We start from the raw sequence: 26,861 nt of genomic DNA, 5'->3' as shown, positions 1-26,861 counted from the left end.
ACACGATCTATTATCCCTGCACTATAGACGTATGTAGGTAGGGAGTTGGCGCATTAGGGCAAAAAAAAACATGCCTTTGGAGCATGTTTTTTACAGTGTATATATTGATAGATCTTTCGATTAAGCAATTTCTACGTTTACGGCGTTTAGGCCTTTTTTTCCGCGTTCGACAGTGAATTTCACTTTGTCGTTCTCCCGGATTTGATCAGTCAGACCTGAAGCATGGACAAAGATATCTTCACCACCATCATCGGGGTTAATGAACCCAAATCCTTTGGTCTCATTAAAAAATTTTACAGTTCCTGTTTGCATTTTATTTGAATTTAGGATAAAGGTCGGCAGAATAAACTACAATTCCTACTGTAATAATAGATTTTTGAAATTATACTGTCATGGTACTGGATCAAAGCCCAGCGTTGAATGGATAAGGTAAATAAATTTCCTTGTGCACAAACCTTCCTTACTCAACTGTCCGCCCAGATCGATGTTACCGGCGGTGTATTAAACTTATGCACCTTTTTTAAAATTGACCGCCGAACCCATCTATATTCGACCCATTTTTTAATGTTAATTGTTGCACCGTCCCAATTGCTTTTAATTGGGGTGTTTTATAAGGTCGTTTCGTTTTTTTTACTGTTGCTTGTGCGTTTTCCATAAGTTACCAGGGAAATAGTTTTATGAATGATGGTATTTAATGTAAAAAGGTAGTTGTCTGGTAAGAGGCCTACTCTGCCTCTACCGCTAAATAGTTGAAGCGCTGGGAATGTATTGGCCTTAAAGTGCTTGAAGCAGGAATGGTAAATATAATCTCATAAGTATCTTAAGAGATTATTTGGGTGACGAAGCGATAGCTTGGTACACGTAGAGCTTTTTAGCTGTTGAAAAGGCTTACGATATCCATTTGCCAAAGGGATTTAATTGACAAATTAGTAACCTCTCCCTGATTGGCGAGGGAGGCTGGGATATGTCATATCTTGGAGGTATACATAGGAAGTGTAAGGCAACTACTGGCAACTATAAATCTAGACTCAACTGGCCACTCGGCACGCTGGCTATTATTTGTAAACTTGATAACGAGACGCCTAACAATCGAACGCCTTTGGTCACCGGAAATAGAGAAGTTAGTAAGTCGATACTGATTTTGGTGAATGTTGCTTGATCGGCGATACTACTAAGGGCGGTCCGACTGCGGGTAATCTGTTGAAAATCGGCATATTTCACCTTTAAGGTAATGGTTCGACCCAACACGCCGGTTCGCTCGCAGTAGTTCCAGACGCTGGCAATCAATGGCGTTAATTCGGCCTCCAGTTCGGCGTTCTCAGTTAGGTCTTGCTCAAAGGTAGTTTCTGAGCCAACCGATTTTCGTTCTCGGTCTGGCGTTACTGGGCGGTTGTCGATAGCCTGCGCAATGTTGTAATAATGGTGCCCCACTTTGCCAAAGTGTTCCAGTAGAAATGCTTCCGATTTCTGGCGCAAATCCAGACCCGTGAAGATGCCTAACTGGTTCATTTTCTCCGCTGTTACGCGTCCAATTCCATGAAACTGGCCTACATTCAATTTCTCTACAAAGGCTAATCCCTGATGTGGTTTAATGACAAATAAGCCATCGGGTTTTCGATAATCGGAGGCCAGTTTTGCCAGAAATTTATTGTACGAAACGCCCGCTGATGCTGTCAGGTCGGTTTCCTCTTTGATCAGTTCTTTTATGGTTTTGGCCACTTGTGTAGCTGTCATTGAGTTGGTTAGACTATCGGTTACATCCAGATAGGCTTCATCCAACGAAAGCGGCTCAATGAGGTGGGTAAAACGGGCAAAAATGCCGCGTATCTGACTGGAAACCGATTTGTACACATCGAAGCGAGGTTTTACAAAAATCAGCTCCGGGCATTTGCGAATAGCGATTGAGGAAGCCATCGCCGAACGGACGCCAAACTGACGAGCTTCGTAACTGGCAGCCGCAACCACGCCCCTTTGCCGGGAACCGCCCACAGCCAGGGGCTTTCCCCGAAGATCGGGGTTATCACGCTGTTCAACCGACGCGTAGAAGGCGTCCATATCAACGTGAATGATTTTTCGGATAGTAGGCTGTTCCATCAATGTAAGCTGCGGTAGAGCCAACTGGAGAAATCAGGCGTTTGTTTTCGAGACTAACTATTTCTATATAAATCGGCCAGAGCGCCAACTGTTTCCCACGAAAAAGGCAGCCAACGATCCCGAATGCTATCGAAGACTTCGGTGGCTGGTTCGCAGGCAAACAATTTGTAATCGAACTTGGGGTAATTGCTGACCAGATAACCGGGGTAATAATAGGCTTTATGGTGCAATTGGGCGTGCTTCATTTTCTGGAGTATCAGAAATTTTCCCAGGCTGTGTTTACGATAATCAGGGTGATAAAAATTCATAATGCCCGCAATGCTGTGGATGCCATTGTCGAAAACCCCGGCTGCGATCAGCTTGGTACCGTCTCGCACTTCAATGACATAGGTATCAAACACGCTATCGATGGCTCCGTTTAGCAGGCAGGATTCAACTGATTCGGGCGCGTCGAAATTAATGGAACCTCGATATAGCGCATACAGATCTTCCAGTTCATCCGAAAGGACAAACGGCTTAACGGCAATGGAGAATTTCTCATTACTGCGTAAAAGCCTGAGTTGTTTCGTTCCATAGGTAACGTCGTCCAGTACAATGCGTAGCCAGTGTACCGCACAAAGCGAATCATCGAACAACACAAATCGGCAGGTAAAAATGTCCTGCTGCATCCGGAAATACCCTTTGCTCAGGCACAAATCCAGCTTATATCCTTTCATGATCAGGTGGGTATGTTGACGCGAACGTCAGCGGCCCGGTACGTTCGTGCTGATTATTGTCGTGATGTGGGTTACTTGCCCGTCGTTATCTCATCATAGGCGGCTTGTAGACTTCTGATGATGCCGTCGCCCTGCCATTCGGTTACGCCCGGAATAACAGTTGCTTTCAGAATTTCCTCTTTGGGTTTGCCTGCTTTCACTTCGTTGCCTACAAATACCAGTAGCTTTTCGAGATAGTCTTTGAACGCCTTGATGTCTTCTTTGTTACCCGTAATTTTTTCGGGATCGAAGGCGTGGCCAAATACGAAGATGGTCTGATTATCGAAGGTTGTTAAGGTTTTGTCGAGAATGGTAATCCAGTTTTTGATGCTGGCACCAGCTGTTTTATCAATGAACGGATACCGACGATTCGACATCAGATCGCCCATGTGCAGGACGTTGGTATTTTCGAAGTGAATTAGCCCGTCGCCATCCGTATGGCCCGGCCCGAAATAATACGCCCGAATGCGCTCGCTGCCCACTTTGGTTTTCCAGCCATCTTTAAATGTGGTATCGGGATAGAGCTGCTTGTCTTCCGTTTTCGCTTTTTCGGCAACAACTTTCTGATTTTTCAATGAATTCTCGTGAGCAACCACATGACTAACCATGCCTTTAAAGGCGATATTTCCGGACGTATGATCGCCGTGATGGTGCGTATTGATTAGTAAAGGGAATGCCTTATCGTCTGTTTTTTTGAGGGCGTCAATCAAATGTTGCGCCTGTTCAGGAAATTCTGAATCGACAACTACCCAGCCTTCTTTGGTTCGGAGGTAGGCAATCGTGCCGCCTTTTTCGGTGAAGACGCCCACATTGTCGCGCACTGTCTTCATTTTGAAGGGATCATCGGCTAATCGACTGGCAAACAAGGCCTGATGAAACAGCGATACGCTACTTAAGGTCAGCGCAGTGTGTTGAACGAAACGTCGACGATTCATGGGATTTTTAATGCTGGTTTAGGGTCTTTAAGAGAATAGCGAACTGATTTGAAAGATACTCAAAAAGCCAATACAACGGAGCAATATTGATGTGATGTTAGCTATAAGTAGCTGACATCACGTCGTCACAATCGATATATCTCTTACTTTAGCTATGGGGAAATAGCCTTCTCATTTATCCCTACTACTTTATGCTCGATCAAATCATCGACGCACGTCAGGCGTCTCTGGGTAATGGATTTGCTGTTCGGCGCATCTTGCCGTACCGACTTCGGCGTATGCTTGGGCCATTCATTTTTATGGATCATGCAGGCCCAGTCAGTTTTACCGCCGACCAGGTACCTAACATGGATGTGTTGCCTCATCCACACATTGGTTTGTCTACAGTCAGTTATCTGTTCGATGGGCAGGTGACGCATCGGGATAGTCTGGGTGTGCAGCAGATCATAAAACCGGGTGAAGTCAACTGGATGACTGCCGGAAAAGGTATTGCCCACTCTGAACGCTTTGAAGACCCGGCTACCTTGGTCGGTGGTTCGCTGGAAATGATTCAGACCTGGGTGGCCCTGCCCGAGGCCGACGAAGAACAGACACCAACCTTCGAAAACTACGCATCGGCCGAACTTCCCATTTTTACCGATACAGGAATCTGGTTACGGTTGATCGCCGGAGATGTATTTGGTCTTCGAAATAACGTAAAAGTGCATTCGCCTTTGTTTTATGCACACGTAGTTCTGCAACCTGGCGCTCGGTTCGGGTTGCCACAGGGTTATAGCGAACGGGGTGTTTATGTGGCTAAAGGAAGCGTAGAGGTAGGTGGACGCACGTATGGAGTCGGGCAATTACTGGCGTTTACACCGGGTAATGATCCGGTATTGATTGCCCGCGAAACCTGTACACTCATGCTGCTCGGTGGCGAGCCTTTGGGACAGCGGTTTATCTGGTGGAATTTTGTTTCGTCACGCTCTGAGCGGATTGAACAGGCTAAAGCCGACTGGCTGGCGGGTCGTATTACCCTGCCTCCAAATGACAATGCCGAATTTGTTCCTTTACCCAGCGACAAATCAAAGCCAGCCGGAACCCCACCACCCCAGCCCCTTTCCTGAAAAGAAAAGTACGCAGGCCTTTCGCAGAAAGTCGTGCCATGGTTTATCTGAGAAATAACCGTGGCACGGCTTTCTGCGAAAGGCCTGATACTTTTTGCGATTGGTTTGGGTATAAATAAGATAAAAACGACACTATTCAGTAGGGTAATCCCAGTACGAATCTTTTCGGTTGGTAAATACCTCATTTCCTAAAACCAGGCGGCCTGAAGCGGTCAGCATAACTTAACAAAAGAATGGCTAAATCTCGGTGGTACCGACTCTTACCGATTGCCTTTATTACCTACAGTTTGGCCTACTTAGACCGGGCTAATTTTGGATTTGGAGCCGCTAGCGGCATGGCTGCCGATCTGCACATTACGCCTTCCATGTCGTCGTTGTTAGGCTCTCTGTTCTTTCTAGGGTACTTTTTCTTCCAGGTTCCGGGGGCGGTTTACGCCGAAAATCGGAGCGCCAAGAAGCTGATCTTCTGGTCGTTGATTCTGTGGGGTGGGCTGGCTATGGCAACAGGCATTATCAGCAACGTGAATGCGTTGATTGCCATTCGCTTTATGCTGGGTGTGGTCGAGAGTGCGGTGATGCCCTCTATGCTGCTTTTCCTGAGTCGCTGGTTTACCAAAGCCGAACGATCGCAGGCAAATACGTTTCTGATTCTGGGAAATCCGGCTACGATTCTCTGGATGTCAGTGCTGTCCGGTTATTTAATTCAGTCCGTTGGTTGGCGGTGGATGTTTATTCTGGAAGGACTTCCGGCTATTATCTGGGCTTTTTTCTGGTGGAGACTCGTTGACGACAAGCCACAGGATGCCAACTGGTTAACAGAGTCAGAAAAGCAGGAACTGGCGACTCAGTTGCAAGTAGAGCAGCAGGGAATTAAGCCCGTAAAAAACTATGCCGAAGCCTTTAAATCGAAGGTGGTCATTTTGCTGAGTTTGCAGTACGCTTTGTGGAGCATTGGCGTATATGGGTTTGTGATGTGGCTACCGTCTATTCTGAACGCGGCCCCTAACATGACGATTGTTAAAACGGGTTGGTTGTCTTCGGTGCCCTATGTACTGGCCATTATCGGGATGCTGAGTGCCTCCTATTTTTCGGATAAAACCCAGAATCGAAAAGCGTTTGTCTGGCCTTTCCTATTAATTGGCGCTCTGGCTTTCTACGGGTCATACCTGCTGGGCGCCGATCATTTCTGGCTGTCATTTACATTGCTGATCGTTGCTGGTGGGGCTATGTATGCACCTTATGGCCCTTTCTTCGCCATTATTCCAGAGATATTACCCAAAAACGTAGCGGGTGGTGCTATGGCTTTGATTAACAGCTTAGGGGCGCTGGGTTCATTCATCGGCTCCTACATTGTTGGCTATTTGAATGGGGCCACTGGCGGCTTCGGGGCTTCGTACATTTTCATGGCTGGCTCACTATTGCTGTCGGCACTGATAACATTGGTGGCGGTGAAAAAACCTACTTCAAACCGCTAGTGTACAACAACATGATAGATAGTGAGATGTCTACTGAACAAGTTTAGCCATACATAGTGCTAGTGCTTTACCAAAGTAGATTTTGTTGATTCTAGCGGATTATATTGACATCACTCTATTGATAATCAGTACCTAAACGATCAATTAGAATCGAAAGAATCTCTAGAATCTAAATTGGACAAGTACTAGCTGGAAAGTTATTTATGGTCTTCTAGGTGGGATGTTAAAGCGCTGGCCTTTTTAAGGTCGGCGTTTTTTTTGTTACCAATACTGAAAATGGTAACTTAGGGCAATAAGGCTTATATAAACATTATCAATCAACCTGAATGAATTTCTTTATGAAGAAAGCTGGTCTACTTATCATCTTATGCGGTTTACTGGCTTCCTGCGCCCAAGATGTTGGACCAGATGTAACAGATTTAGTCGTAGGAGCTTATCAACTGGTTGACTATCAATCGCCAACGGTCGTTGACCTGATTCCAAATGGCACGTTAAATGCTAGTCAACAGGATAATCAACACGTACTTATTACGATTAAGGGTACGGTAGGTAAAACGAAAATCGCTTATTCATTTGCTAATGTTCTGGTTGTCAGCCTTGATCGAACTACCACTAATCTGACCATAAAAGGTAAACCCCTGGGGCAGGTAGTCGATAATGGCGTTAGTCGCTATATATCCTTGACACCCGCTGCTAAAGTGACACTGGGGGCTATGATGTTCTAGTCGTGAATACCTTGGGAGAAGACTTTTGTATAAATGATTTTGACCCTATTACGAAAAAAAGCCGTTTCTGTTTCAGAAACGGCTTTTTTTCGTAGTCCCGACGGGACTTGAACCATATCTGATTATCAATGCATTAAGGATGAATTAGGAAATGAATAGGTATTATTTACTTTAGCTCATCAGGCATTTCGCCAGTAGTGCGGCACTGTTGATTGTAATGGCGATCAAATAGTTACCTCACAGGCTCCTTTACCTTCTCGATGACTTTCCACACATGTATAATATCCTCTCCATGAAGGATTATCTTACCGTGCATTTCATTGTCAGACCACAGTGTTAGGGTACCATTTACATTTAAATCATTTGTCTTGATACGCTTGACGACAAAATGATTGCCCGCATAGAGTACAGCATATACTGCTCCTGATTGATATTTTATATCATTTGTGGCAACTGCTTCAGATAAAACTAAAGCCCTATCCTTAATTTCAGGTATCATTGAATCGCCAACAACCTCAATGACTAGATGTCTTTCGTCGAGAGCAATGGTTGGCATAAAAACGGGATAGGTCTCTTCTAGCCAGTTTAAATTGAAGGTTTCATGTGTCATTAAAGGCATTCCCATTTGGGCACGTGCGGATAGTAATTTAACTGGCCTATAGAACTCTTTTAAATTCGGCCTAATTGAAGCGATATTTCCAGTTGTTACGATACCCGGTTCTCCATCATTGGCCATCACCTCTGAAAGTAACCAATCTACGCTGACCTTCAGCGCCTTAGCTATTGGTTCAAGCAGCTCTTCTTTTTTAATAATTCCTGTGTCTAGATAGGTAGTAATAGTTCTTCGATCTACCCCTACAGAATTGGCTACTGTAGACACAGAAATATTTTTAGTCCGCATATGATGGCGGATTTTGGGAGCATCAATCATTACTGACATTCAGGTAGTTGAGTGTATTTTTTGTACAAATGCACAAAAAGTACATTTTATGATTTGTACAATTGTACAATTTGTACAATATTTGCTATCACTTACGAACGATAGCAAACAAATCTATGTCAAACGAGAGCATAACGCAAGAAACAACAGGCGAGCGGCTCCTAAAAAATACAGGAGCGTTCCGAGCCGAGTATGAACGGTTAAATAGGGGTGAGCAAAAACAGGTACAGGTTGCTTTCTGTACTCGCTATAATGTCGCCCCAGTAGCCTTTCGGGCGCGATTAGCAGGCACTACCCGTACATCCGACACGGAGCTGGCCTGGATGGAAGAAGAAGTCGCCAAATATTTCCCTGTAAAGCAATGAGCCTCTTTCTATTCGCCGAAAAAATGTGGCTTGCTGAGATTCAGCAAACGCGACGATTAGGCATTGCCTTTATTGATGGTCAGGGCCGAGACATTCAGGTCTACATTGATGATCCACTTTTTCGCCAAACAATTATTGCTTATCAAAAAGAGCGTATCTGTCAGCTTGAACTTGATGAAGGTACTATTGGTGGGCAATCTGAGCCGCAACCATACCCATCACGGGATGATATGATACTGCTAGATGACGCACAACCATTTGGTGATTTAGCGAAATGCTTTGAGGAGCTTAAAGCTCATCGGTCAAAATTACAGACTCCTGATAATCCTGACCACGAGACTTGATTTTCTGCTGAGTTTCAAAGATGGCCTTTATGAGTTGTGGTGAAAACGCAGCTCCGAAGTAGACAAAAAAATCCTCCGAGTCCAGGCTGAAATGTATGAAGCACATTTGGGCATGCTGATAATCCTGATAGCCCTTCAGTATCAATACATAGCCACCAGCTGGATAAATAACGGTAGGCATTTCTAATCCCTTGGCCTCTCTGATTAACTGCGCCATATCACGCCCTGTTCGCCGAAGATTTATCTCAATCCAGGAAGGGCTTTGAGTTATTCCGCCAATGTAAGGGCCATAAAAGGTCTCTGCTAACAACTCTGTAGTCTGTGCCACTTAATGATTGTTTAAATCCATGACAAAGCAAACCAAAAAATTCCTCGAATTCAATGGCCGAACCCTGCTCTTTCTAGCAATAGATGGCACGTACTGGGTGGCCGTAAAGCCCATTTGTGAAGCACTGGGAGTCAACTATGACCGCCAATATAAGAACCTAAAAGAAGATCAAATTTTAGGCGGTGTGTATGCTAAACAGCCTATGCACGACTCATCAGGAAGGATACAGCAAATGATTAGTCTACCCGAAAAATGGGTGTATGGCTGGCTGTTTTCGATCAACTCCAACAGTGAGCAGTTGCTGACTTTTAAGCAGGAATGCTACCAAGTACTTTATGATCATTTCCACGGTCCTCTAGCCGAACGTATTCAGACACTGCACCAGAAAACCGAAGCCGAACTGGAGCTGGAACGGGCAATGGAAGCCCTGAAAGAAACATCTGCTTACAAAACTGTCCTGGCTGCTCAGAAGAAAGTAAAAGACAGTGGTCGCCAGCTACGCAATCTCGATTCTCAGCTCTCGATCTGGGATTAGTCTCCCCGCATTTTCTAAACTGTTCGATAAACCATGAATCAACCAATCAATCTGCCTGTACGCCCAGTTCGCGCGAAGCTAACCAACGATTCGCTGGTCTGCGTTTCGATGGAGTCAGAAGGCGTGACCTTTCTCCGGGCTCAACTGGAGTTAGACATTACCGCCAAGGGCTTGGGCTGGCAGCCAATCCCCTTCACGTTGTTTGAGCTGATCGAGATTCAGCGACTACTTCCGGATGAGATCGTCAATGCGGTCATAACCCACGGCCAACGCAAACTGATTGCCCACTACTGTACGCTGTATCATGCGCTGGCTAAAAACAGCGAGGATACTGAACGGGAGAACTACTACGACGAGTTTCTAACGGCCCTTCTGGAGGGCTGCACCCTAATCACGTTTCAGCTATGAGTCTTCATGATCGATTCCTGATCTGGGCAAACACCCATCCTGGCTGGGCCGAAACGATTCTCGTTGGGGCTATGCTCCTGCTGCTTTTTGTACTCTACGCCACTCATTTTTTCAATACCAAAAAACAGTAATCCCATGAAAGTCACCTTTAACGATTGCGAGTCAACTCCTGAGCTTGATAAATTTATCGCAAGCCTCTCAGCTACCGATACAGGAGGTAATGATGATACCGTTGTTGCGACAATCACCCCGCATACAGGTTTTGGGCGTATTGACAAAATGCGTCGGATGATAACCATATCCGGGAAGGCAATCGACCTGTCTGCCGTGCTGTATCGAACCACAGATGTGGTTGTAGAAAATCTATGGAGCCATCGATCCGGTAGCAAGACAGTTGCTAAGCTATTGGTAAAACTGCCGGTACAATGAGCATTCAGTCCATCCTGAATAGTGGCCACGTACCCGACAATGCGCCCACCGACGTACTGGAGGAGTTCTGTCAGGAAGCTGGTCAGCAACTACAACTATTGCGAGAGAGTAATCTGAAGGATACAGCCTATGTGGCTTCGTTCATTGTCCACGTCGAGCAGACCATCCAACAGGCTCAGGAAATTATCAACAGCCGTCGCGGTCTCGACGGCATGACACCGATTTACCCCTAAACAACCTTTTGCATGTCAACTCCTCACATGGGTAGCCCTGATGCTACTCGTACTGTCAAGCTAAAGTATTGCCAGTGCAAAATGATTACCGGAACTATTACCAGCCAGATTCCCCTGGTGCTCGGTAAGCAAAAGCCAGACGATTATCCACTTTCGACGGATCAATGTTTGCAGTTGATCGGTGCGATTGAAAGCCAACTACCTGACATAATACCCAACTGCTGCTGCACGGATCAGGAAATTACCCTGCTCGAATCGCAGATTTATCTACTGAATCGCTGGCGGGTCTTTATGGAAGAAAAGATAGCAGATCGACCAGTTGGTCCTGTGGATGGCATTTTAGGGGTAATCAGTAAAGGAGTAATCGAAAGTAGATCAGAGCTGGAGTATAAAATAATGAGCGAATTGCAACAGCGCTTGGCTTCACCAATCTCCAGTCGCTAAACCCGACTGGACCGCCATTCCGTACCCACCGTTACCGTACTTATTTACTTACCCTTTTCTTTTTAAAGTACCTGACCTATGGCTTTTGTAAAGGCACAGGATATTTTCGAAGCCACCCAAGGTGGACTCGACGTGATTACCAAATTCATTCCCGATGCCCTGGAATGCGTTGGTAAAAAAAGACTTTTTCGATTTGATAGTTACGATACCAAAGCCTCGTGTTCGCTCTATGAGCACGGGGGGCTTTGGTGGGTCAAAAACCACGGCGAAGCTGACCGGGCCATGCACGCCATCGACGTGGTGATGAAGCTCAATAATTGCGATTTTCCTGCCGCCTGTAAGCTCATCGCTACCGAATTTAATTTAACCGTCGACGGTAACAGCACCACTACCGTTCGGGCCGAGTATCGCCAGAAACCGGCACCGGCGGGCATCGAAGAAAACTGGTTTGAGCTGGATTTTAAAGAATTTAGCCTGGCTGAATTAAAGAGCATCTTTAGCAACGAGGTCTGGAAGCGGTTATCCTACGACAACAAAATCAACCAGTCTGTCGATGAGGTGGGTATGGTGGCCGCTCAGCAGCTGTGCACCTATTACCATTTTCGGAGCCTGGCCGCTTATCGGTATGTTGGTAGGGACAGTAAAACCCAAAGCCTGGTTATCAAGGAATTTCGCTCGACGGAGGCTTACCCCATTTTCTGCTTTGATGAGCAGGAGTTTAAGAAAATCTACAAGCCCAAGGAAACTAAGCTGGAGTTCCGATTTCGGTATTTTGGCACCAAACCCGCCACCTTCCTGCACGGCCTGGCTCAGCATCAGCGCAAGGTCATGGAGGAAAATGCGGCTTCTGCGTCAAACTATGATAAGCTGACGGAGGCTGACAAGGAAAAAGCCCGGAAGGAAGATTTTAAGCTAAAAGAAATCATCCTGATGTCGGGCGGATCGGATGCGCTGAACGTAGCGGCTCTGGGCTATAACGTGGTTTGGAAGAATTCGGAGACAGATAAGTTAACCGAAAAGGATTACAAGATCATCGCCGGAAAAGATGGCCTGACCGAAACGTTCTATCAACTGCCTGATCTGGACCCGACTGGCATAAATACAGCCCATGCGCTGGCTATGGAGCATCTGGAGTTGCGCACGATCTGGCTCCCGGAGTGGCTGAATCAGAAGCGCGACTGGCGGGGCAACCCCTGCAAGGACGTTCGGGATTACCTGCGCTATGCCAGGGCGAAAGAGTTTGCGGGCCTGGTCGAAAATGCCTATCCGTACAAGTTTTGGGACGAAGCTCAGAAAATGGGTAAGGGCGATAAACCCATTTACCGCAAGGGGAAGCCCGTCATGAAGTACACCCCCCACCCGGTGTTGCTCTTAAATTTCCTGTATCGGAACGGCTTCTCCCGGCTGCACGATAATTCGAATCCGGAGACCATTTTCATTCACGTGTCGGGCAATATTGTCAAGCAGGTTAAAACCAAAGACATTGGTGCCTTCGTAAGGACGTTCCTGGAAGAGCGCCACCTGGATTGGGATTTGCGGACTGCCTTCGCCCGAACCACCGATCTATCCGACGGTATGCTGGAGCAGCTGCCGGAGCGAAAACTGGACTTTCAGGACTTTTGCCCGAATTCTCAGTGGATGTTTTTTCAGAACGTTTGCTGGGAAATTCGCAAGGATACCATCATCGAGCACAAGCCCGAAAAAGCCGGTCGGTTTGTGTGGGAACATGAGGTGATTCCGCACCAGGTGAAGCTGGACGACCCCGCGTTTAGGGTTGACCGTTCAGATGAATCGGCTGAGTTTCCGTTTAAACTGACGCTTAATCACACAAACGGGGCTTTCCTTCAGTACCTGATTTTAGTCTCGAAAGTGTTCTGGCGGAAAGAACTTGAGGAGAAACTAGACACACTCTCCGAAGCGCTCCGCAAGCCCTACCGGGAAGCGCACCGCTTCAACCTGGCAGGCCCGATGCTCGAAGAAGATGAGCGCCAAAAACAGCAGCTGCACCTGGCCAATAAGCTGGCCGCATTGGGCTATCTGCTGCACCGCTACAAAGACCCGGCCAACGCGTATTGCGTCTGGAGCACGGACTATTTGATTCGGGACACGGAAGAGTCTCACGGTGGTACAGGTAAATCCCTGGCCGCAGCAGCGCTGCTGCACCTAATGCAAGCGGAAACATTGGACGGACGGAACCCCCGCCTAACCCAGAACCCGCACATTTTTGAGAACGTAACTGAGCATACCGACCAGATTCTGCTCGATGATGCCCAGAAATACATCGAATTCGAGTTCTTCTTTTCGCTCATTACCAGCTTTATGAAGGTGAACCCGAAAGGAAAAAAGGGCTTTACCATCCCCCAGGAACTGGCTCCCAAGCTCCATATTACCTCCAACTTCCCGCCCCTCCGTGCGGATACCTCGACCCGCAGGCGTATCTGGTTTATGGCCTACAGCGATTATTTCCACTACAATCCGGGGGGTGAATACCGTGAGGAGCGCAAGCCGATCGACGAGTTTGGGATACGCTTTTTTAAAGAGGATTTCTCAGCGGAGGAGTGGAATCACTTTTTGAATTTAATGGCCCGCTGCGTGCAACTCTGGCTCCAGCACGGCAAGATCGAGCCGCCGATGGCTGAGCTGATCGCTAACGCCCACCGCTCGCGCATTGGGGCTGAGTTCGAAGCCTGGGCCGATGTGTATTTCTCGGCTGATAACGATACGCTCAACTGTTACGTACAACGTCACCAGGCATTTGAGACCTATAAACGGGAAGTGTCCAACAACATCACTCCCCAGAAATGGGAAGGCCGACTGGAGGCTTACTGTGCTTATAAAGGCTATGTGCTCTGCCCCTCGGAGCTGAAGGGCTACCGGGCTGATGCTCAGCGCATCACCTTCAAGGGCTTTAAAATGAATTGGCAGAATAACGCCTGGGTCAAAGCCGAGCAAAAAACCATGATCGAGTACGTCTACCTCCAAACACCCGGCAAAAATGGCGAAATGTCCGCTCTGACAGAGAAAGGAATGGATACCGATCTGGGATTTTAAGCAAGCAATTAATTAACTGTTCACCATAAATCAATTAATCAAATGAACGAGGTAAAACAACGAGGTATCCTCTATTCTGCACCAATGGTTCAGGCTCACTTAGATGGGTTAAAGACGCAAACAAGACGCCCTAATCGCTTGGAAGATTTTAGTCGTGAAGGCTACAATTTTAATGGTGTTTCGCGCATTGGCTCCCCCAGTGAAGGATATACCACCCAGGCTGTCTTTAGATGGGTTAAAGACCCTCACAATATGCCATTGGTCGGCATTGTTTGTCCGTATGGACAAGTTGGAGATATTCTGTATGGCCGAGAAACGCTTTTCCTAAATGACAAAACTAACGAGTGGCATTACAAAGCTGACCAGCAGCCAGTACTCGTTGACCCAGCCGACGAACTGGAATGTATTAGTTGGGCACATCATAAAGGGGGCGACTACTGTCCTTCTATTCATATGCCCAAATTTATTAGTCGAATCTGGGCAGAAATTATTTCTATCCGTGCCGAAAAATTGCACGATATCACGGTGGCTGACGCCTTGGCCGAGGGCATCGAAATATTTCGCAAGGATGGTTATTACCGACTTCCCATTTACAAAGCGCGTCCTGGTCACATCCGTACAAACGATCCTGTTGAGGCCTATCTGATGCTCTATAACCAGCTGAATGGTATCAGTATGCAAGACAATCCGTGGAATTGGGTGATTGAGTACAAGGCAATTGAGAAGCCAACTAAAAAGGAGGTGGCCAATGCTTAACTGTCACCATTTCAACCCTTCGGCCAGTCTGTCCTTACTGCTCTGTGTACTAGCAATTGTAACCCTGCTAATTCTGCTTTTAACCCCTGCTCGTGCGCCTTTCGAACCAGTTGGTGCGCGTGAATATGCACTGGCCTTCCTTATCTATCCGTTCATTTGGGCTTACCGTAAACTCCGCTAATTATGTGTCGTTTCAAAATAAATGTGGCCACCCATAAGCCTGTTACCAAGCTCGAAGCCCACCTGATCGAGGTGGCCGCTGCCTGGTGTAAAGGCTCAGGGACGTTTTTATGTAAGAAAGAAGTTGTTCCCATTCGCACACTGGAGCATTTTCAGCACGCTCTCCAGCGCGAACGGGATTTGTACTGTGCCGATAATACGGGCGCTCGCCCAACGAGTGTGGCCATCCAGTACCTGGAAGATGGCCCGGATAGCTTGATCTGGATTCGCCCTGCTGATCAGGATGCCGCTCCGAGCGCTACAATCTCTCTCACGGCTGAAGGGATTGACCACAAGGAAATTCAGGACACATTGCTTGTTCACTTTCGCCCATGAAAACCTTCCAGAAACGACTATTCGGCCCCTGGTCATTGGTTATGTTACTATCAGTGACACTGATGGTATGGATGCTCTCTTGCTTATTCTGCTAAGCCATGCCGATGAACCCTGAAGACTACCACCCCAAATGGGAGCTGATCAGCTACCTGATCCGGGTGGTACGGGCGAAGAATCGCTGTGAAGACTGTGGCGCGAAGAATCACGCCATCATTCGACGAGGAGAGAAAGGCGAATTTAAATACGCTACCGCCTGCGAGCTAATGCGAGTTCAGATTCTACGAGAGGTGTACGGCTGGCGGCTCTGGCGATCACTGAAGTATCTGGGCTTAACTAAGGTTATTCTAACGGTGGCCCATCTGGATCGGGATCGAGCCAACAACCGGTTCTGGAATTTAAGAGCCAAATGCCAGCGCTGCCATCTAGGCTATGATATGCCGCAGCACACCCGAAACCGGAACTATGGGCGTCACCATGACCGGGAACATCAAATGACTGTATTCTAAAAATTCATAATCATGAATAATAAAGAAAGTAAATCGCCAGCAACCCGAAGCCTGTATGATCTGACTCAGGAAGAATGTCAGATGATCTATAAACTGGCATTTGATCAGGAGGTTGATGAAACCTTTGAAACCCAAGTTGCTCAATGGGGAGATGGCCATAAATGTCTGAAAATTATTGACTTTGAATACATCCTTAATCTTCACCATTCAGGTTGGATTTATGCGATGGTGCGTGATACCGGGACACCCGCACACGTTTTCGGTTATCAGGTGTTCAACTATCTGATTGAATTAGGAGTGGTATTTGAAAAAGCCGAAGAATAGTAGAGCATAAAACACAAAACCGCCTGGTCGCAAAGCAGCCAGGCGGTCAATAATTAACTGTTCGATTAGCCCATGCGACCAATCGGGCCAAAACTACAACAATTATGGCCAAGCAACCTAAACAAACCAGAACCATCCAGTTTAGTCTGGTACCTGAATTCAGCTGGTGGAAGTCCAAGGACGATTCGCGGCTGATGTGCGCCATCGAGGTGCGTGGACGTGGCGTAGGTAATGCCTATGAGAATACAGAGGTAGTCATTGTCGAGGTAGGGATCATGAGTAAGAAGCCTATCCCTTATCAGCAATTCGCTGATCAGATCAAGGTGGGTAATCTCATCCAGGTCAGCTTCTTCAATACCGCTCCTCTGGTTAAGACATTTACTCACCGCGCGGCCCTTTTGTAATGTACGCATAACTATAACTACCGTTACCGTTTTAATCACTTTAACAATGAAACACGATCAAATTACAGCAGAGCGATTGCAGCTATGGAAAAAGCGATGCAACGAGAACAAAGCCACCCCCCCCCCAGATACTAATCTCGGTAGGAATAGAGGGCAAAACGCATGGACAACTATTCTGCCAGGTAACTGAAGATATCACCATCGAGCAGATTCGTGGGATACTGACTAAAGCGTTAATGTCACTTTAACAAATCCTTACAAATGGACCCCAATCTAAAAAGTGTACCTGGCTGGATCATCGACCGCCCAACGTACAGCCGGATGGCCACTTGGGAACTAAAGCTGGTTAGGGAGGCAGTAACCGCCTTCAATCCTGATCTCTCAGCAGAGGCCAACTATGAGCCATTGAGGGCGGTCGTGAATCGATACGACTTACACATGAAAGCCTTCATTTCAATTCGTGTTTGTGGCCACGTTATCAATCGTCCCGAACTTGATACACGCGTTATTACCATCTACAAAGGGCGTCGTGTACTGTTGAGCCTCTACGAAACTGAGCAGGGCGTGAGAAGACGGTTAAATAAATCACTTTAGACAAATCCTTATACCTGGCCATGATTACAAAGAAGAATATACATCGTCTGTACGCTGACTTAGAAACCTTTGTTAAAGACTGTACCAACACGATCAGGCTCAGTACTGACGAAGTTGAGCTGGATATCCTAAAGCCGCTCCTGGAACAGGCGCAAAAGCTAAAGGAGGATATCGAGCCAATCTTGTAGGACACAGAAACACAGCGATACAGAAAGCCCCGTTTTGGGGCTTTTTTGTTGCCCTTACCTCACCCCGAGAGCCGTCAGCTTTGATTCTCTGTACTCTTTCAGGTATAAACCTAAAAATTTCTGTATTTCTGTATCTCTGTATCAGCGAAGGATTATAAAGGCCAAATGCGGTTTGTATCAGGTAGTTATAGTGATACAAACTTTTAGAAGTTCTGTATCAATTGATACAAAACTTTGTATCAACTAATAAAAGAAAACCGGGAAGCGGTTACAGAGAAACAGCGATACAAAAATTATTGTATCTGATAGGGGTCTTGAAAATCTCTAAGTATCTGATAATCAGTAGTGAATACAGCGATACAGAAATTCAAACATTTTTGCACTTTGGCTCACTGCGCGTTTCAATTTTTCGCGCATCGCGCTAAGTGCTGCGGAAAAATACCGTTTAAAATATTTGAGTAATTCCCGGCACGAAAGCAACAAAAACGGCTTAGTTGTAGCGGAATATGTGCACTTTTTGTATTATGTTACAGCCAGTTAACTACTCGCCGTACTTGTTCAAATGATCTTTTCTCCTCCACTCCTATTAGACGTGCAGGTTATGCCTCGCGTGAGAAAGTACCTGGCTGTTCATTACCCCAATGGGATACCATTGGAGCCAACCGATGCGCGGTTATTTCATATCTGGTGTTTGGCTCAAACCGAAAAAGTGAAGCTGCGACTAACAGGGAGAACCCCCAAGCCCCTGAGCGATACGATCCAGGTAGCGGTTCGCCAAACAACAGAATCCCGTCGTTGCCATTTGTTTAATGAAATGGAGACCAAAATGGTCAATAAGCTACTTGACCTGCTTATTTATCAGGAGTTCTTTGCCCAGGTCAAAGCCGACCAGGCCAAAAACATTGGCATTTACCAGTCCATTCGCCAGTTTACGGATCGCTATGATTTTTCAGACGATGAGCTGGCTGAGGAAACGCTGCGCATAGCTGCCTATCGTCACCAAACCCGGGGCCAACTCGGATTTGACGAGCCACAACTTCAGGGAGCGGCTATCAACATGGGCATGCTTCATCAGTCACCGTTAACCAGCCTGCTCGTTGCTTAAATCCGTACCGCGATGACCGATATCTTTTTTTCTCCCCAGAACAATCCGGGCGGAGTGTGTTTGCTGAGTATTGTGCCTACCTGGGGCGTTAGTTTTGATCCGGCGATGGCCAGTAACGGCTCGCTGGCCACGAGCGCCATCACGTTTACATCGGGCTATCGCTGGTTTGGCCTGTACGGGACCGACGGCACCAAACAGTTTAGTGAAGTGGGGACCACTGGCGATTCCGGTGTTTCCTATCAACCGAAAGTACTGTGCTTTCTGCCGGGCGATACGCTGGAGCACCGGTTGCAGCTAAGGGATTGGTTACGGGATTGGCCTCTATTGATCCTGGTTGAGGACAATGCCGGATCGATGCGAATCGTAGGAACCCTTGATCAACCCATGAAGCTCACCGAAGTGGCTTATGACACAACTGTACAGTTTGCATCTCGACGGGGTACGCTCCTGACATTCCAAGGCCAAACGTATAACCCCGCTGTATATGTCATCTGAACCAACACCTGATCCAGTGTCAGGCCTCTATAGGTTAAACGCCTTTCTAAATGGCCCCTGGCTGGAAATTGCTGCTTCGATTCCAGATTTTGTCAATCAGATGCGCCGAAATTCGTTTGGTTTTAGCTCGAATTGGCGGGATTATTTTGTTAAAAAAGAACCTACGTTTTCTAAAGAAGAAGCGGAGGAGTATCTAAACTTATGTTGGGATACTGATGAGATTCAGGAGCTGGAATCGCTCGTATGGCAGCAGCAACATGCCTATGAGCGATCCGACTTTGACGATTTGGTTATAACGATCAGCCTGGCCAGGTATTCTCATAAATTCACAATGCAGCTTCGACGTCCCGACTACCCTATTTTTGTTGACCCTAGTATTATTTATTAACCTCGATACCTTATAAACGACGATAGAACCCGAACTACGCTGGTGTGTCACATCCCTTACCAGCCAATGGCGAAACGACTTGCGGTGTGTCGCGGCTACAATCAGGATATGCCGCTTTGATTGACGTAGCCTGATCTGGTCAATGGGTTCGCTGCCCGATCGCTCCGACTGGAGCACGCCCCTGAACAATCCGGTTCGGGGGCTTTTGTTTTTACGCGTCCGGGTTGTTACGAAACGGCGTGCCAGGCATAGGTAGGTTCGGGTCTCTAAGGCGATATATCGCCAATCTGAACCGATAGCCATTGTGCCCGTGTGAACCGCTTCCAAACCTCTCTCATCGCGTCACCTCTCCTGCTTGAACCAACCTGGGGCAAGCAGGCTTTGCCTTTTCTGGAGAACTTAATGGCTCGAAATGGCAAAGGTGAAGGTGAAGTCGAACCACCCCCAGAGCCTTACTGTCTGCTTCCAGGCGACGTGACAGCGGCCAGTAAAATGGCATTTTCAACTTCAGCTGGTCAGCTAACTAGTGGCTCAGTAGCCGTACTGGAGATTACGGGGCCAATCTGGAAATATGGCTCGTACTACGCCTACGGTTCGACCGATTACGTGCGTATGATCGAGAGCCTGCTGGCTACGCCCGAAATTGGAGCCATTGTATTGATAATGGATTCACCAGGGGGCCAGGCTAGTGGCATTGCTGATCTGTATGATGCGATTCGACAAGCAGAGAAACCAATTCTGGTTCTGATCCGTGGCCTGGCGGCATCCGCTGGGTATTATGCCATTGCTGGCGCTACCGAAATCTGGGCATCTCAGGGGTCAGACCAAATCGGTTCGATTGGCGTTTATGTCACCCTCGTTGATTTCAGCGGTCTGCTGGCGCAGATGGGCATCAAGCTCATTGAGGTGTATTCCCGGCTATCTGGCCAGAAGAATATCGAGAGCCGCTCTGCGCTCTCTGGCGATCTGGCTCCGATGCAGGATATGCTGGATGGCCTGGTAAGCTATTTCCATAACGCGGTAAAATCATCGCGTGGTGATAAGCTCAAAATGGACCTGGCTGATCCGACGTTAGGTGGCGTCTTCTTTGCCGATAATGCCCTGCCAATGGGCCTCATTGATCAGATCGGCTCGTTCCGCCAAATCCTGGCACGAGCCTTTGAACTTGCTTCCAATTATTCCCAATCCGATAGTTCTATGAAACTGTTTAACAAATTCCCCGCCCTGACGCTATTGGCCGGGGTCGCAGCAACGGCCATCACCGATGAGCAGGTTGTTGCAGCCAACGAGAACCTGGAGGCTCAGGGAATCGAAGGCATGGTAGTGCTTCGAGCCACTGACGTTCAAGCCTACGAAGCACTGGAAACAGCCAATGCAACGCTCACCGCGCAGAACGCAACGCTGACTGAGCAAAATACGAAACTAACCACGGAAGTGGCCCGGTTAGGGGCGCAGCCCGGCGCTACGCCAACGTCTGTGGTGAAGACCGAAGAAACCATTACCGAATCAGCTGGCGACACCGTTGTTCTGGTTTCTGAATCGGATCGACTACTGGCACAAATCAAAGCAACCCTGAAATAATCAGGGTTGCTTAAGTACCTACCGTAACTTTTTTTAACCTGTAACCAACCGTTAAGATGGCAACCATCCAGCGTGATGTTGATGACATAACCGCGATTCAGGGTTATGCCAAGCAGTTTGAGAAGAAGATCATTCTTCAAATTCTGCACGGGCTAACTGTGGTCAATGATGTGAACGTAATTTACGATCTGTCATCAACCCGAGTTCTGCCCAAGTACACAGCCAACAAGGGCTTCCGGCCAGAAGATACCACCATCCGTCAGCAAAACGGAAAGGCGGGTAAATTCTCAACCCGGAGCATTACCCCTCGCGTGGGCATGAAAATCCTGGAGATTGTCCCAGCTGATTTTCGGAATACCTATTTTTCGGATCAGGTTAAGCCTAATTCGAAAGATTTGCCGTTTGCGGAAGCCTTCTGGAATGCTCAGAATTTAAAGCTCCAGACGGAAGTGGATGACAACCACTACTTCGGTCAAAACACCGAGGAAATCCCACTGTATAACGCCGGAACGGCTTACGCTGTGGGTAAGCGGATCAAGTACACGGACAAAAACTTTTACATCGCTGTAGCTGCTACCACAGCCGGTCAGTCGCCTGATACGAATCCGGAGAAATGGGCCGACGCCAACAACTCCAGCGTATCGAAAGGCTTTGGTACAATCATCGAGGAGGATTACGCGTTGTTTCCAGCTTCGAATAAAATCGTAACGGGAGCACTGACGGTCGAGGATGCTCACGATCAGTTTAACGAGGTGTACCAGGGCATTAGCCAGGATCACAAAAAACTGGGTGGCGTCATCTATTGCTCGCCTAACAGTAAAGAGCTGTATCGCCAGTCGACCCTAGACAAATTCCCGTCTAACCAGTCGCTCGTCGATAACCGGGGCAACGTGTCCAACTTCATCTTCGGCTCAGAAGATAAGTGGAGCATTAAGCCCGTCTCCTGGATGGCAGGTTCCGGACGTTTGATCGCTACGCCCGATCCAACCAAATACCCGAACCTGTACATGGGGACCAACATCCTGTCGGATTTTGGCTCGATTGGCAAATTCGTGGATAACCTACACGGCTACGATACGATCATGAAGATGAGTTTGGCTTTCCAGATCGCTGATTTGGAGATCACTTACCTGAACGATCAGAAGTAAGCCCCTCACCCTACACTGACTACTTGTGAAATGCCCAGCAACTCTGGGCATTTCACATAAACCCTTTACAATCGTGGAAAAGAAAGAATTGACAATCGACGAGCTGAAGGCGCTCGTCGAGCGACAAGCCCAGGAACTCGAAGTGGCCGAAGAGGTTATCGATGACCTGAAGGAAAAGCTGAAAGCCGCTCAGAATGGCAGTTTGGCACAGACCGTAACACTGGGCGAAGACACCTATGAGGTGACGTCTCCAGATGGTTTTCGCTGGAAAGGCAAGCATGTATCACTCGACGATTTACGGGCTAGTGAAGACCTGGTACAAGCGCTGGTCGATGCGGGCGCTGGTGTGTTGGTGAAGGTAGAAAAGCCTGCCAAAGCCAAGAAAGAAAAAGCGGCCTAATCCGCCCTGTACGCACTGTAACTTACTCACATCTAAACTCCCCAGGAGCAATGGATCATAAAGATTTACTCGGTCCCGATGGCACCGAGAACAATATGGGTGGTACCGAACAGTTTTTCTATTTGAGTTCACAGTCAAATATTTTAACGTTCGGCGCACCAGCTGCTTCGCCCACGGACCCGGATGACAAGTATGTCATCACGACACCCCACACGATGAAAACGGGCAAAAAGTTTATTACCATCTATTGCACTATCGACACCTCCGAACTGGAGCAGGCGTTGAATGGTGATATTGATGGAATTAGCTTTAAGCCCACGTTTAAGTTTTTCTATCCAGGTAGTGCTAAGTCGCTCATTGCCTTCATTAACCGGGTAAAAAATGACAAACTGGTAATCATTGTCCCTCTTTCAGATGGTACCATGATGCAGTTGGGTGGCGCAAAGTTCGTGGCTTATATCAAGCCTAATTTTAAATCTGATAAAACAACGGGTCGGGGTAAAGGCGCTGAATTCGAGTGCTATGCCTACCAACCCGATATCATGATTTATAATGCAGCCGTCCCCTTAACCGCTGGTGCCTAAGTCCACGCCAACCCAGGATCAACAAACTGATCCGGCGTCTGACGTTGTGGGAGTACAGCGTAAAACGTATCAGATCGTTGGTTTAGAAATGTCCGATTATATGCCGATCCGTTTCGATGGCGTGGACTATAATCTGGCTAATCTGACAGCTGACGAAGTCGACTTTTTGGTGCAGCACCCTGACCAGGTGCCGTACCTGAAAGCAGTTTAATGTAGTGAATGGTGGATAGTTAAAAGACCGGCCTGGTTGGTCGGTCTTTTTTTATGGATTTCTCTATGACGTATGACCTTGATCGACGAACTAACTGCCTGGTTGAAGACGCCCCGCTACAACGCCGGGGTAGAGCTGTACGCCAGGCTTTCCTCATCATCGGAATTTCTGCGCAAACTCTTTGCGAAGGGATACGACGACTTCAATCAGAAGAAGCTCTACAAGATTCTCTCGGAGGAATTATCATCGTTATTGAAAGCCCAGGCGGTGAAAGTGGATCGTTATCCCGAGGAGCTGAAGACAGACCTGGCGCGTGGCAAACAGTTGATGGATATTCGATCAGCCATCAAAGAGCGGTGTCGGAGCTTATACGAAGCAAATGCGATCCCCAGGGATGTGGGCCTGAAAGCCGAAGTCTTTCGGATACTCGACATTGGCGACGAGCTGAGCATCATCTATGGCAAAAGGAAGTTCGTCGATACCAACGGCTATCTGCCCGAACCCGCTACCCACGATGGCGATACCAAAGACGCACTCATTAACCGGCGCAACACGGTGCGTACCTATGTGAGTCGCCTGCAAAAGCAGTTCAAAAATGCCACTGATGACCAGAAACGGGAGAAATTCAGTGCACGCCTGGCTACATTCCAATCGGAGCTTCTGGCTATCGAAAACCAGTTAACATCTGACTTATGAACACTGAACTTACTGCAAATACCGATCGCTTCCAGGACAAGTTTGACCGCATTCTGCGACACTGGAAAGATCGTACAGGGCGGGTCGTTCTACCACTCGACCTGGAACAGCAACTCGATCGTTGGGTTGATTTCCGGATGCACATGTTAGAGTTCCCCTACGAGTCCGATCCTGAGTATGTAAAAGTGATTATGGTCAAATTCGACTGCTCCCAGCGAACGGCCTATCAGTTACTCAATGACACCCGCCGATTCTTCGCTTCAGCTGAAGCCGTCAACCAAGAATTTGAAAAGGTAATGCTCCTGGCCGATTTGAAAAAGCAAATCAAACGGCTGGACGATAAAGAATCACGAAACGAGAAAGAGCTACTAGCTGCCAAACGGCTGCTGGCCAAACTCATTGGGGCCGATCAGCCCGCTAACGCTGAAGGTGGCGGCAATACGGTGATTAACATTCTTAACTACAACCCGGAACTGCTCGGAGCCAAACCCGTGGCAAACCTTCAGGAGTTGATCGATAAAATCAAATCAGACGATACCCTTCGACTGCAAGCTGACCTACTCGACGATGAGCAATTTACTCCCTAATTCACTGGATTTATCGGGTGAATTTCTCGCTGACCCCAAATTAGCCCGAACCCTGTCGGGCACTACTGGGGACGTGGCTGACGATCCCGAAGTGCGGCAACTCCACTACAATCGTCCTCAGCTCAAAGTGATGATGGTTGGCGCGAACGATACCCGGTGTGTCTGGGGCCGGGGTACTGGCAAAACCGAAGGCGTTATCGCCCCGCATCTCAAACGTTGCGTCGATGCGATGCCGCGCAGTCACGGTACAATCGTTGGTCCTTCGTATGCAAAGATTTTAGAAAACACCTTACCTGGGGCGAAAAAGGGCTGGGAGTCGATGGGCCTGGTTGAAGGTCGTGACTTCTGGATTGGTCGGATGCCACCTGCCAAATTGAATGTACCCAAGCCCATTATTGGTCCATTAGCACCCGAGCACTGTATTTTCTGGAAAAACGGTGCCGTACAGAGCCTGGTGAGTCAGGATCGAAAGAACAGTGCCAACGGGAAGACCGTGCACTACGTGGTGGGTGATGAAGGGAAGCTGCTCAATAAGCCCGATCTGGATAGTTCGGTGCTGATGACCAACCGGGGCGATGAGCGGTATTTTGGCGGTATTCCTGAGTTTCACAGCACGCTGTTTGTCTCCGATATGCCCACCGATAAAAAAGGTGCCTGGATGCTCGATGCCGAAAAGCACATGGATCGCCAGCGGATCGAGGTAATCTGGGCGATTCGGTTAAAAATGTACCAATTGGAGCAGCAGTTTTTAGTAGCCGCTGAATCCAGGAAGGCAGGCATCCTAACGGAGTACAAGCATTGGCAGAAAGAATGGAATGCGTTGCGGGGCAATGCCGTCTACTTTTCGGAAGCCTCAACGCTGGAAAATATTGAAGGTTATGGAGCCAAGAACCTCAATAAAGCCAAGCGGGATCTACCCGACTTTATTTATCAGACAGCTATCTTAAATAAGCGTCCGTTCAGTTCGGATAACACGTTTTATCCAGATTTGACGGATGCACACTTTTATGATAACTGGGACTATTCGTACATCGATAGTCTCCAGCTGGGCACGCCGTTTACGGATTGTCGACGTGATGGTGATTGCGACAAAGACAGTCCCTTATTCATCTCCTTCGACTATGGGGCTAAGATCAATACCTGCACGACAGGTCAACTGGAAGACAACACGCTCCGGGTCATCAATGCCCCCTATGTTAAGCTACCTGGTCGGCTGACCGATTTGCTGGAGCAATGGACTACCTACTATGCCTATCACCGGGATAAGTTTGTGTACTTCATCTATGACCACACAGCCCTGGGGACCGATGCCGTTCGTAAGCTGAGTTACTACGAGACGGTTCGTCAGCACCTCTACAACCACGGCTGGAGTGTGCAGACGATCTATCTGGGGCATACGCCCTCCTATCAATACCGCTTTGATTTGGCCGGCTACGTGATGAAGGCAGCACCCGGCTACTTCGATGTGGCCATCAACCGCAATAACTGTGAATACCTGAAGATATCATTGCAACAAACCAACCTGAAGGCTAGAAGCCAACGGGCGAAGGGCGAAGACTTCGAGAAGGACAAAGGCGATGAACGAGATAACAACATCGATCAGCGGGAGACTACGCACTTCTCGGATGCTTTCGACAACCTGCTCTGTGGTGTGCAGAAGTATTTGAGCAGTGGTGGTGGTACTTCGGCGGGCACCGGCGTGATCACGACCGGCTGATACAAACCCCTCGAAGGATGGCCCATTCATATATCGCGGACCCCAAAAAATGCAATTGCATTTTCTGACAGCGCAGCGCATCTGGGGGGCGGCTCGGGAAGTCTGCTTTTTTTTAGTTCTGGATTCTGATTTCTGACCTGTTTTTCAGGCATTTGGCCGAAATCTTGTTGCAAAATATGCCTCATTTCCGTTAGTGCTGGCTAACAAATTCGCTAACTCATTGACAATGACGACTGACGACGCATTCGCTGGCCTGGTGGGCAATAAATACCTCTGGCGAGCTACCGGGCTACCCGATGGCTTGCGTAGGTGGTACGCCCACCAACTTCGCCACAAGCAATTTGTGAGCCTCGACGTAAAGACGCGCCTGCTTAATCAGGCAAAGTTTGGCCACATACCAGCCTCCTGGACGCTGCCCAACTCGTAAGCGTCCGGGTTGTTACGACTCTAGTAAA

Annotated in this window: 39 protein-coding genes; 32 read left to right on the top strand and 7 right to left on the bottom strand. The window is 47.8% G+C overall.

What is annotated here, in order from left to right:
• Window positions 1–120: 120 nt before the first annotated feature.
• The 5 genes from ACYVGR_RS00360 to ACYVGR_RS00340 all read right to left on the bottom strand — a co-directional run bounded on the left by ACYVGR_RS00360 (window position 121) and on the right by ACYVGR_RS00340 (window position 3,784).
• Window positions 121–312, bottom strand: coding sequence for a cold-shock protein (locus ACYVGR_RS00360; RefSeq protein ID WP_460952975.1), 192 nt, complete (start codon window positions 310–312; stop codon window positions 121–123).
• 208 nt (window positions 313–520) lie between these two features.
• Window positions 521–655, bottom strand: a complete 135-nt coding sequence (locus tag ACYVGR_RS00355) for a hypothetical protein (RefSeq protein WP_460952973.1) — start codon at window positions 653–655, stop codon at window positions 521–523.
• Window positions 656–1,014: 359 nt separating this feature from the next.
• A complete protein-coding gene (gene dinB, locus ACYVGR_RS00350) occupies window positions 1,015–2,094 on the bottom strand; it encodes a DNA polymerase IV (protein WP_460952972.1) in 1,080 nt (359 codons plus the stop codon).
• A gap of 53 nt (window positions 2,095–2,147) precedes the next feature.
• Window positions 2,148–2,810, bottom strand: a complete 663-nt coding sequence (locus tag ACYVGR_RS00345; protein ID WP_460952970.1) for an arginine-tRNA-protein transferase — start codon at window positions 2,808–2,810, stop codon at window positions 2,148–2,150.
• 71 nt (window positions 2,811–2,881) lie between these two features.
• Window positions 2,882–3,784 carry an MBL fold metallo-hydrolase gene (locus ACYVGR_RS00340; protein ID WP_460952969.1) on the bottom strand — a complete coding sequence of 301 codons (903 nt, stop codon included), beginning with the start codon at window positions 3,782–3,784 and terminating at the stop codon, window positions 2,882–2,884.
• 191 nt (window positions 3,785–3,975) lie between these two features.
• Between ACYVGR_RS00340 and ACYVGR_RS00335 the strand changes: the two genes are divergently transcribed.
• The 3 genes from ACYVGR_RS00335 to ACYVGR_RS00325 all read left to right on the top strand — a co-directional run bounded on the left by ACYVGR_RS00335 (window position 3,976) and on the right by ACYVGR_RS00325 (window position 7,090).
• On the top strand, window positions 3,976–4,890 hold the full coding sequence (locus ACYVGR_RS00335) for a pirin family protein (protein WP_460952967.1): 915 nt from the start codon (window positions 3,976–3,978) through the stop codon (window positions 4,888–4,890).
• A gap of 233 nt (window positions 4,891–5,123) precedes the next feature.
• A complete protein-coding gene (locus ACYVGR_RS00330; protein WP_460952965.1) occupies window positions 5,124–6,365 on the top strand; it encodes an MFS transporter in 1,242 nt (413 codons plus the stop codon).
• Window positions 6,366–6,691: 326 nt separating this feature from the next.
• The gene (locus ACYVGR_RS00325; protein WP_460952963.1) at window positions 6,692–7,090 is read left to right on the top strand and encodes a hypothetical protein; all 399 of its coding nucleotides are present in this window, start codon (window positions 6,692–6,694) and stop codon (window positions 7,088–7,090) included.
• Window positions 7,091–7,322: 232 nt separating this feature from the next.
• On the opposite strand, the gene ACYVGR_RS00320 is transcribed toward ACYVGR_RS00325, so the two are convergent.
• Window positions 7,323–8,030, bottom strand: coding sequence for an XRE family transcriptional regulator (locus tag ACYVGR_RS00320; protein ID WP_460952961.1), 708 nt, complete (start codon window positions 8,028–8,030; stop codon window positions 7,323–7,325).
• Between the two features lie 116 nt (window positions 8,031–8,146).
• Here ACYVGR_RS00320 and ACYVGR_RS00315 point away from each other — a divergent pair, with 116 nt between their 5' ends.
• A complete protein-coding gene (locus ACYVGR_RS00315) occupies window positions 8,147–8,395 on the top strand; it encodes a hypothetical protein (RefSeq protein WP_460952959.1) in 249 nt (82 codons plus the stop codon).
• On the top strand, window positions 8,392–8,739 hold the full coding sequence (locus ACYVGR_RS00310) for a hypothetical protein (RefSeq protein WP_460952958.1): 348 nt from the start codon (window positions 8,392–8,394) through the stop codon (window positions 8,737–8,739). Before ACYVGR_RS00315 ends, ACYVGR_RS00310 begins: the two co-directional genes overlap by 4 nt.
• On the opposite strand, the gene ACYVGR_RS00305 is transcribed toward ACYVGR_RS00310, so the two are convergent.
• A complete protein-coding gene (locus ACYVGR_RS00305) occupies window positions 8,684–9,067 on the bottom strand; it encodes a hypothetical protein (protein WP_460952957.1) in 384 nt (127 codons plus the stop codon). The two genes, ACYVGR_RS00310 and ACYVGR_RS00305, sit on opposite strands and share 56 nt — an antisense overlap.
• 19 nt (window positions 9,068–9,086) lie before the next feature.
• On the opposite strand from ACYVGR_RS00305, the gene ACYVGR_RS00300 reads away from it, so the two are divergent.
• The 27 genes from ACYVGR_RS00300 (at window position 9,087) to ACYVGR_RS00170 (ending at window position 26,833) form a co-directional block, all read left to right on the top strand.
• Window positions 9,087–9,602, top strand: coding sequence for a phage antirepressor N-terminal domain-containing protein (locus ACYVGR_RS00300; protein ID WP_460952955.1), 516 nt, complete (start codon window positions 9,087–9,089; stop codon window positions 9,600–9,602).
• A 33-nt stretch (window positions 9,603–9,635) separates the two neighbouring features.
• Window positions 9,636–10,010, top strand: a complete 375-nt coding sequence (locus tag ACYVGR_RS00295) for a hypothetical protein (RefSeq protein ID WP_460952953.1) — start codon at window positions 9,636–9,638, stop codon at window positions 10,008–10,010.
• Window positions 10,007–10,141, top strand: a complete 135-nt coding sequence (locus ACYVGR_RS00290) for a hypothetical protein (RefSeq protein WP_460952951.1) — start codon at window positions 10,007–10,009, stop codon at window positions 10,139–10,141. The genes ACYVGR_RS00295 and ACYVGR_RS00290 overlap by 4 nt, the downstream gene beginning before the upstream one ends.
• Window positions 10,142–10,145: 4 nt before the next feature.
• Window positions 10,146–10,439 carry a hypothetical protein gene (locus ACYVGR_RS00285; RefSeq protein ID WP_460952950.1) on the top strand — a complete coding sequence of 98 codons (294 nt, stop codon included), beginning with the start codon at window positions 10,146–10,148 and terminating at the stop codon, window positions 10,437–10,439.
• Entirely contained in the window at window positions 10,436–10,672 is a 237-nt protein-coding gene (locus ACYVGR_RS00280; RefSeq protein ID WP_460952948.1) for a hypothetical protein, read from the top strand. The genes ACYVGR_RS00285 and ACYVGR_RS00280 overlap by 4 nt, the downstream gene beginning before the upstream one ends.
• Before the next feature lie 12 nt (window positions 10,673–10,684).
• Complete coding sequence (locus ACYVGR_RS00275) at window positions 10,685–11,116, top strand: hypothetical protein (RefSeq protein ID WP_460952946.1); 432 nt, start codon at window positions 10,685–10,687, stop codon at window positions 11,114–11,116.
• A gap of 78 nt (window positions 11,117–11,194) precedes the next feature.
• Window positions 11,195–14,167, top strand: coding sequence for a hypothetical protein (locus ACYVGR_RS00270; RefSeq protein ID WP_460952945.1), 2,973 nt, complete (start codon window positions 11,195–11,197; stop codon window positions 14,165–14,167).
• Between the two features lie 42 nt (window positions 14,168–14,209).
• Entirely contained in the window at window positions 14,210–14,923 is a 714-nt protein-coding gene (locus tag ACYVGR_RS00265) for a hypothetical protein (RefSeq protein ID WP_460952943.1), read from the top strand.
• Window positions 14,916–15,104, top strand: coding sequence for a hypothetical protein (locus tag ACYVGR_RS00260; protein WP_460952941.1), 189 nt, complete (start codon window positions 14,916–14,918; stop codon window positions 15,102–15,104). The genes ACYVGR_RS00265 and ACYVGR_RS00260 overlap by 8 nt, the downstream gene beginning before the upstream one ends.
• 2 nt (window positions 15,105–15,106) lie before the next feature.
• Complete coding sequence (locus tag ACYVGR_RS00255) at window positions 15,107–15,478, top strand: hypothetical protein (protein WP_460952940.1); 372 nt, start codon at window positions 15,107–15,109, stop codon at window positions 15,476–15,478.
• 98 nt (window positions 15,479–15,576) lie between these two features.
• Window positions 15,577–15,984, top strand: a complete 408-nt coding sequence (locus ACYVGR_RS00250; RefSeq protein WP_460952939.1) for a hypothetical protein — start codon at window positions 15,577–15,579, stop codon at window positions 15,982–15,984.
• 12 nt (window positions 15,985–15,996) lie between these two features.
• A complete protein-coding gene (locus tag ACYVGR_RS00245; protein ID WP_460952937.1) occupies window positions 15,997–16,308 on the top strand; it encodes a hypothetical protein in 312 nt (103 codons plus the stop codon).
• Between the two features lie 104 nt (window positions 16,309–16,412).
• Window positions 16,413–16,712, top strand: a complete 300-nt coding sequence (locus ACYVGR_RS00240) for a hypothetical protein (protein ID WP_460952936.1) — start codon at window positions 16,413–16,415, stop codon at window positions 16,710–16,712.
• A gap of 261 nt (window positions 16,713–16,973) precedes the next feature.
• Window positions 16,974–17,306, top strand: a complete 333-nt coding sequence (locus ACYVGR_RS00235; RefSeq protein ID WP_460952934.1) for a hypothetical protein — start codon at window positions 16,974–16,976, stop codon at window positions 17,304–17,306.
• A 20-nt stretch (window positions 17,307–17,326) separates the two neighbouring features.
• Entirely contained in the window at window positions 17,327–17,494 is a 168-nt protein-coding gene (locus ACYVGR_RS00230; RefSeq protein ID WP_460952932.1) for a hypothetical protein, read from the top strand.
• A 562-nt stretch (window positions 17,495–18,056) separates the two neighbouring features.
• Window positions 18,057–18,599, top strand: a complete 543-nt coding sequence (locus tag ACYVGR_RS00225; protein ID WP_460952931.1) for a hypothetical protein — start codon at window positions 18,057–18,059, stop codon at window positions 18,597–18,599.
• A 12-nt stretch (window positions 18,600–18,611) separates the two neighbouring features.
• The gene (locus ACYVGR_RS00220) at window positions 18,612–19,094 is read left to right on the top strand and encodes a hypothetical protein (protein ID WP_460952930.1); all 483 of its coding nucleotides are present in this window, start codon (window positions 18,612–18,614) and stop codon (window positions 19,092–19,094) included.
• Window positions 19,084–19,482, top strand: a complete 399-nt coding sequence (locus tag ACYVGR_RS00215) for a hypothetical protein (protein ID WP_460952929.1) — start codon at window positions 19,084–19,086, stop codon at window positions 19,480–19,482. The genes ACYVGR_RS00220 and ACYVGR_RS00215 overlap by 11 nt, the downstream gene beginning before the upstream one ends.
• Before the next feature lie 312 nt (window positions 19,483–19,794).
• Complete coding sequence (locus tag ACYVGR_RS00210; protein ID WP_460952927.1) at window positions 19,795–21,063, top strand: S49 family peptidase; 1,269 nt, start codon at window positions 19,795–19,797, stop codon at window positions 21,061–21,063.
• A gap of 56 nt (window positions 21,064–21,119) precedes the next feature.
• On the top strand, window positions 21,120–22,211 hold the full coding sequence (locus ACYVGR_RS00205; protein ID WP_460952925.1) for a hypothetical protein: 1,092 nt from the start codon (window positions 21,120–21,122) through the stop codon (window positions 22,209–22,211).
• Window positions 22,212–22,284: 73 nt separating this feature from the next.
• On the top strand, window positions 22,285–22,611 hold the full coding sequence (locus tag ACYVGR_RS00200) for a hypothetical protein (RefSeq protein ID WP_460952923.1): 327 nt from the start codon (window positions 22,285–22,287) through the stop codon (window positions 22,609–22,611).
• Between the two features lie 50 nt (window positions 22,612–22,661).
• A complete protein-coding gene (locus tag ACYVGR_RS00195; RefSeq protein ID WP_460952921.1) occupies window positions 22,662–23,195 on the top strand; it encodes a hypothetical protein in 534 nt (177 codons plus the stop codon).
• Window positions 23,188–23,406, top strand: coding sequence for a hypothetical protein (locus ACYVGR_RS00190; protein ID WP_460952920.1), 219 nt, complete (start codon window positions 23,188–23,190; stop codon window positions 23,404–23,406). The genes ACYVGR_RS00195 and ACYVGR_RS00190 overlap by 8 nt, the downstream gene beginning before the upstream one ends.
• Before the next feature lie 72 nt (window positions 23,407–23,478).
• Window positions 23,479–24,102, top strand: a complete 624-nt coding sequence (locus ACYVGR_RS00185) for a hypothetical protein (protein ID WP_460952918.1) — start codon at window positions 23,479–23,481, stop codon at window positions 24,100–24,102.
• Entirely contained in the window at window positions 24,099–24,689 is a 591-nt protein-coding gene (locus tag ACYVGR_RS00180) for a hypothetical protein (RefSeq protein ID WP_460952916.1), read from the top strand. Before ACYVGR_RS00185 ends, ACYVGR_RS00180 begins: the two co-directional genes overlap by 4 nt.
• A complete protein-coding gene (locus tag ACYVGR_RS00175; RefSeq protein WP_460952915.1) occupies window positions 24,670–26,406 on the top strand; it encodes a hypothetical protein in 1,737 nt (578 codons plus the stop codon). The genes ACYVGR_RS00180 and ACYVGR_RS00175 overlap by 20 nt, the downstream gene beginning before the upstream one ends.
• Before the next feature lie 226 nt (window positions 26,407–26,632).
• Entirely contained in the window at window positions 26,633–26,833 is a 201-nt protein-coding gene (locus ACYVGR_RS00170; RefSeq protein WP_460952913.1) for a hypothetical protein, read from the top strand.
• The last annotated feature ends 28 nt before the right edge of the window (window positions 26,834–26,861 follow it).

Source organism: Spirosoma litoris, assembly GCF_054776755.1.
This window is presented reverse-complemented; position numbering and strand designations above follow the sequence as displayed.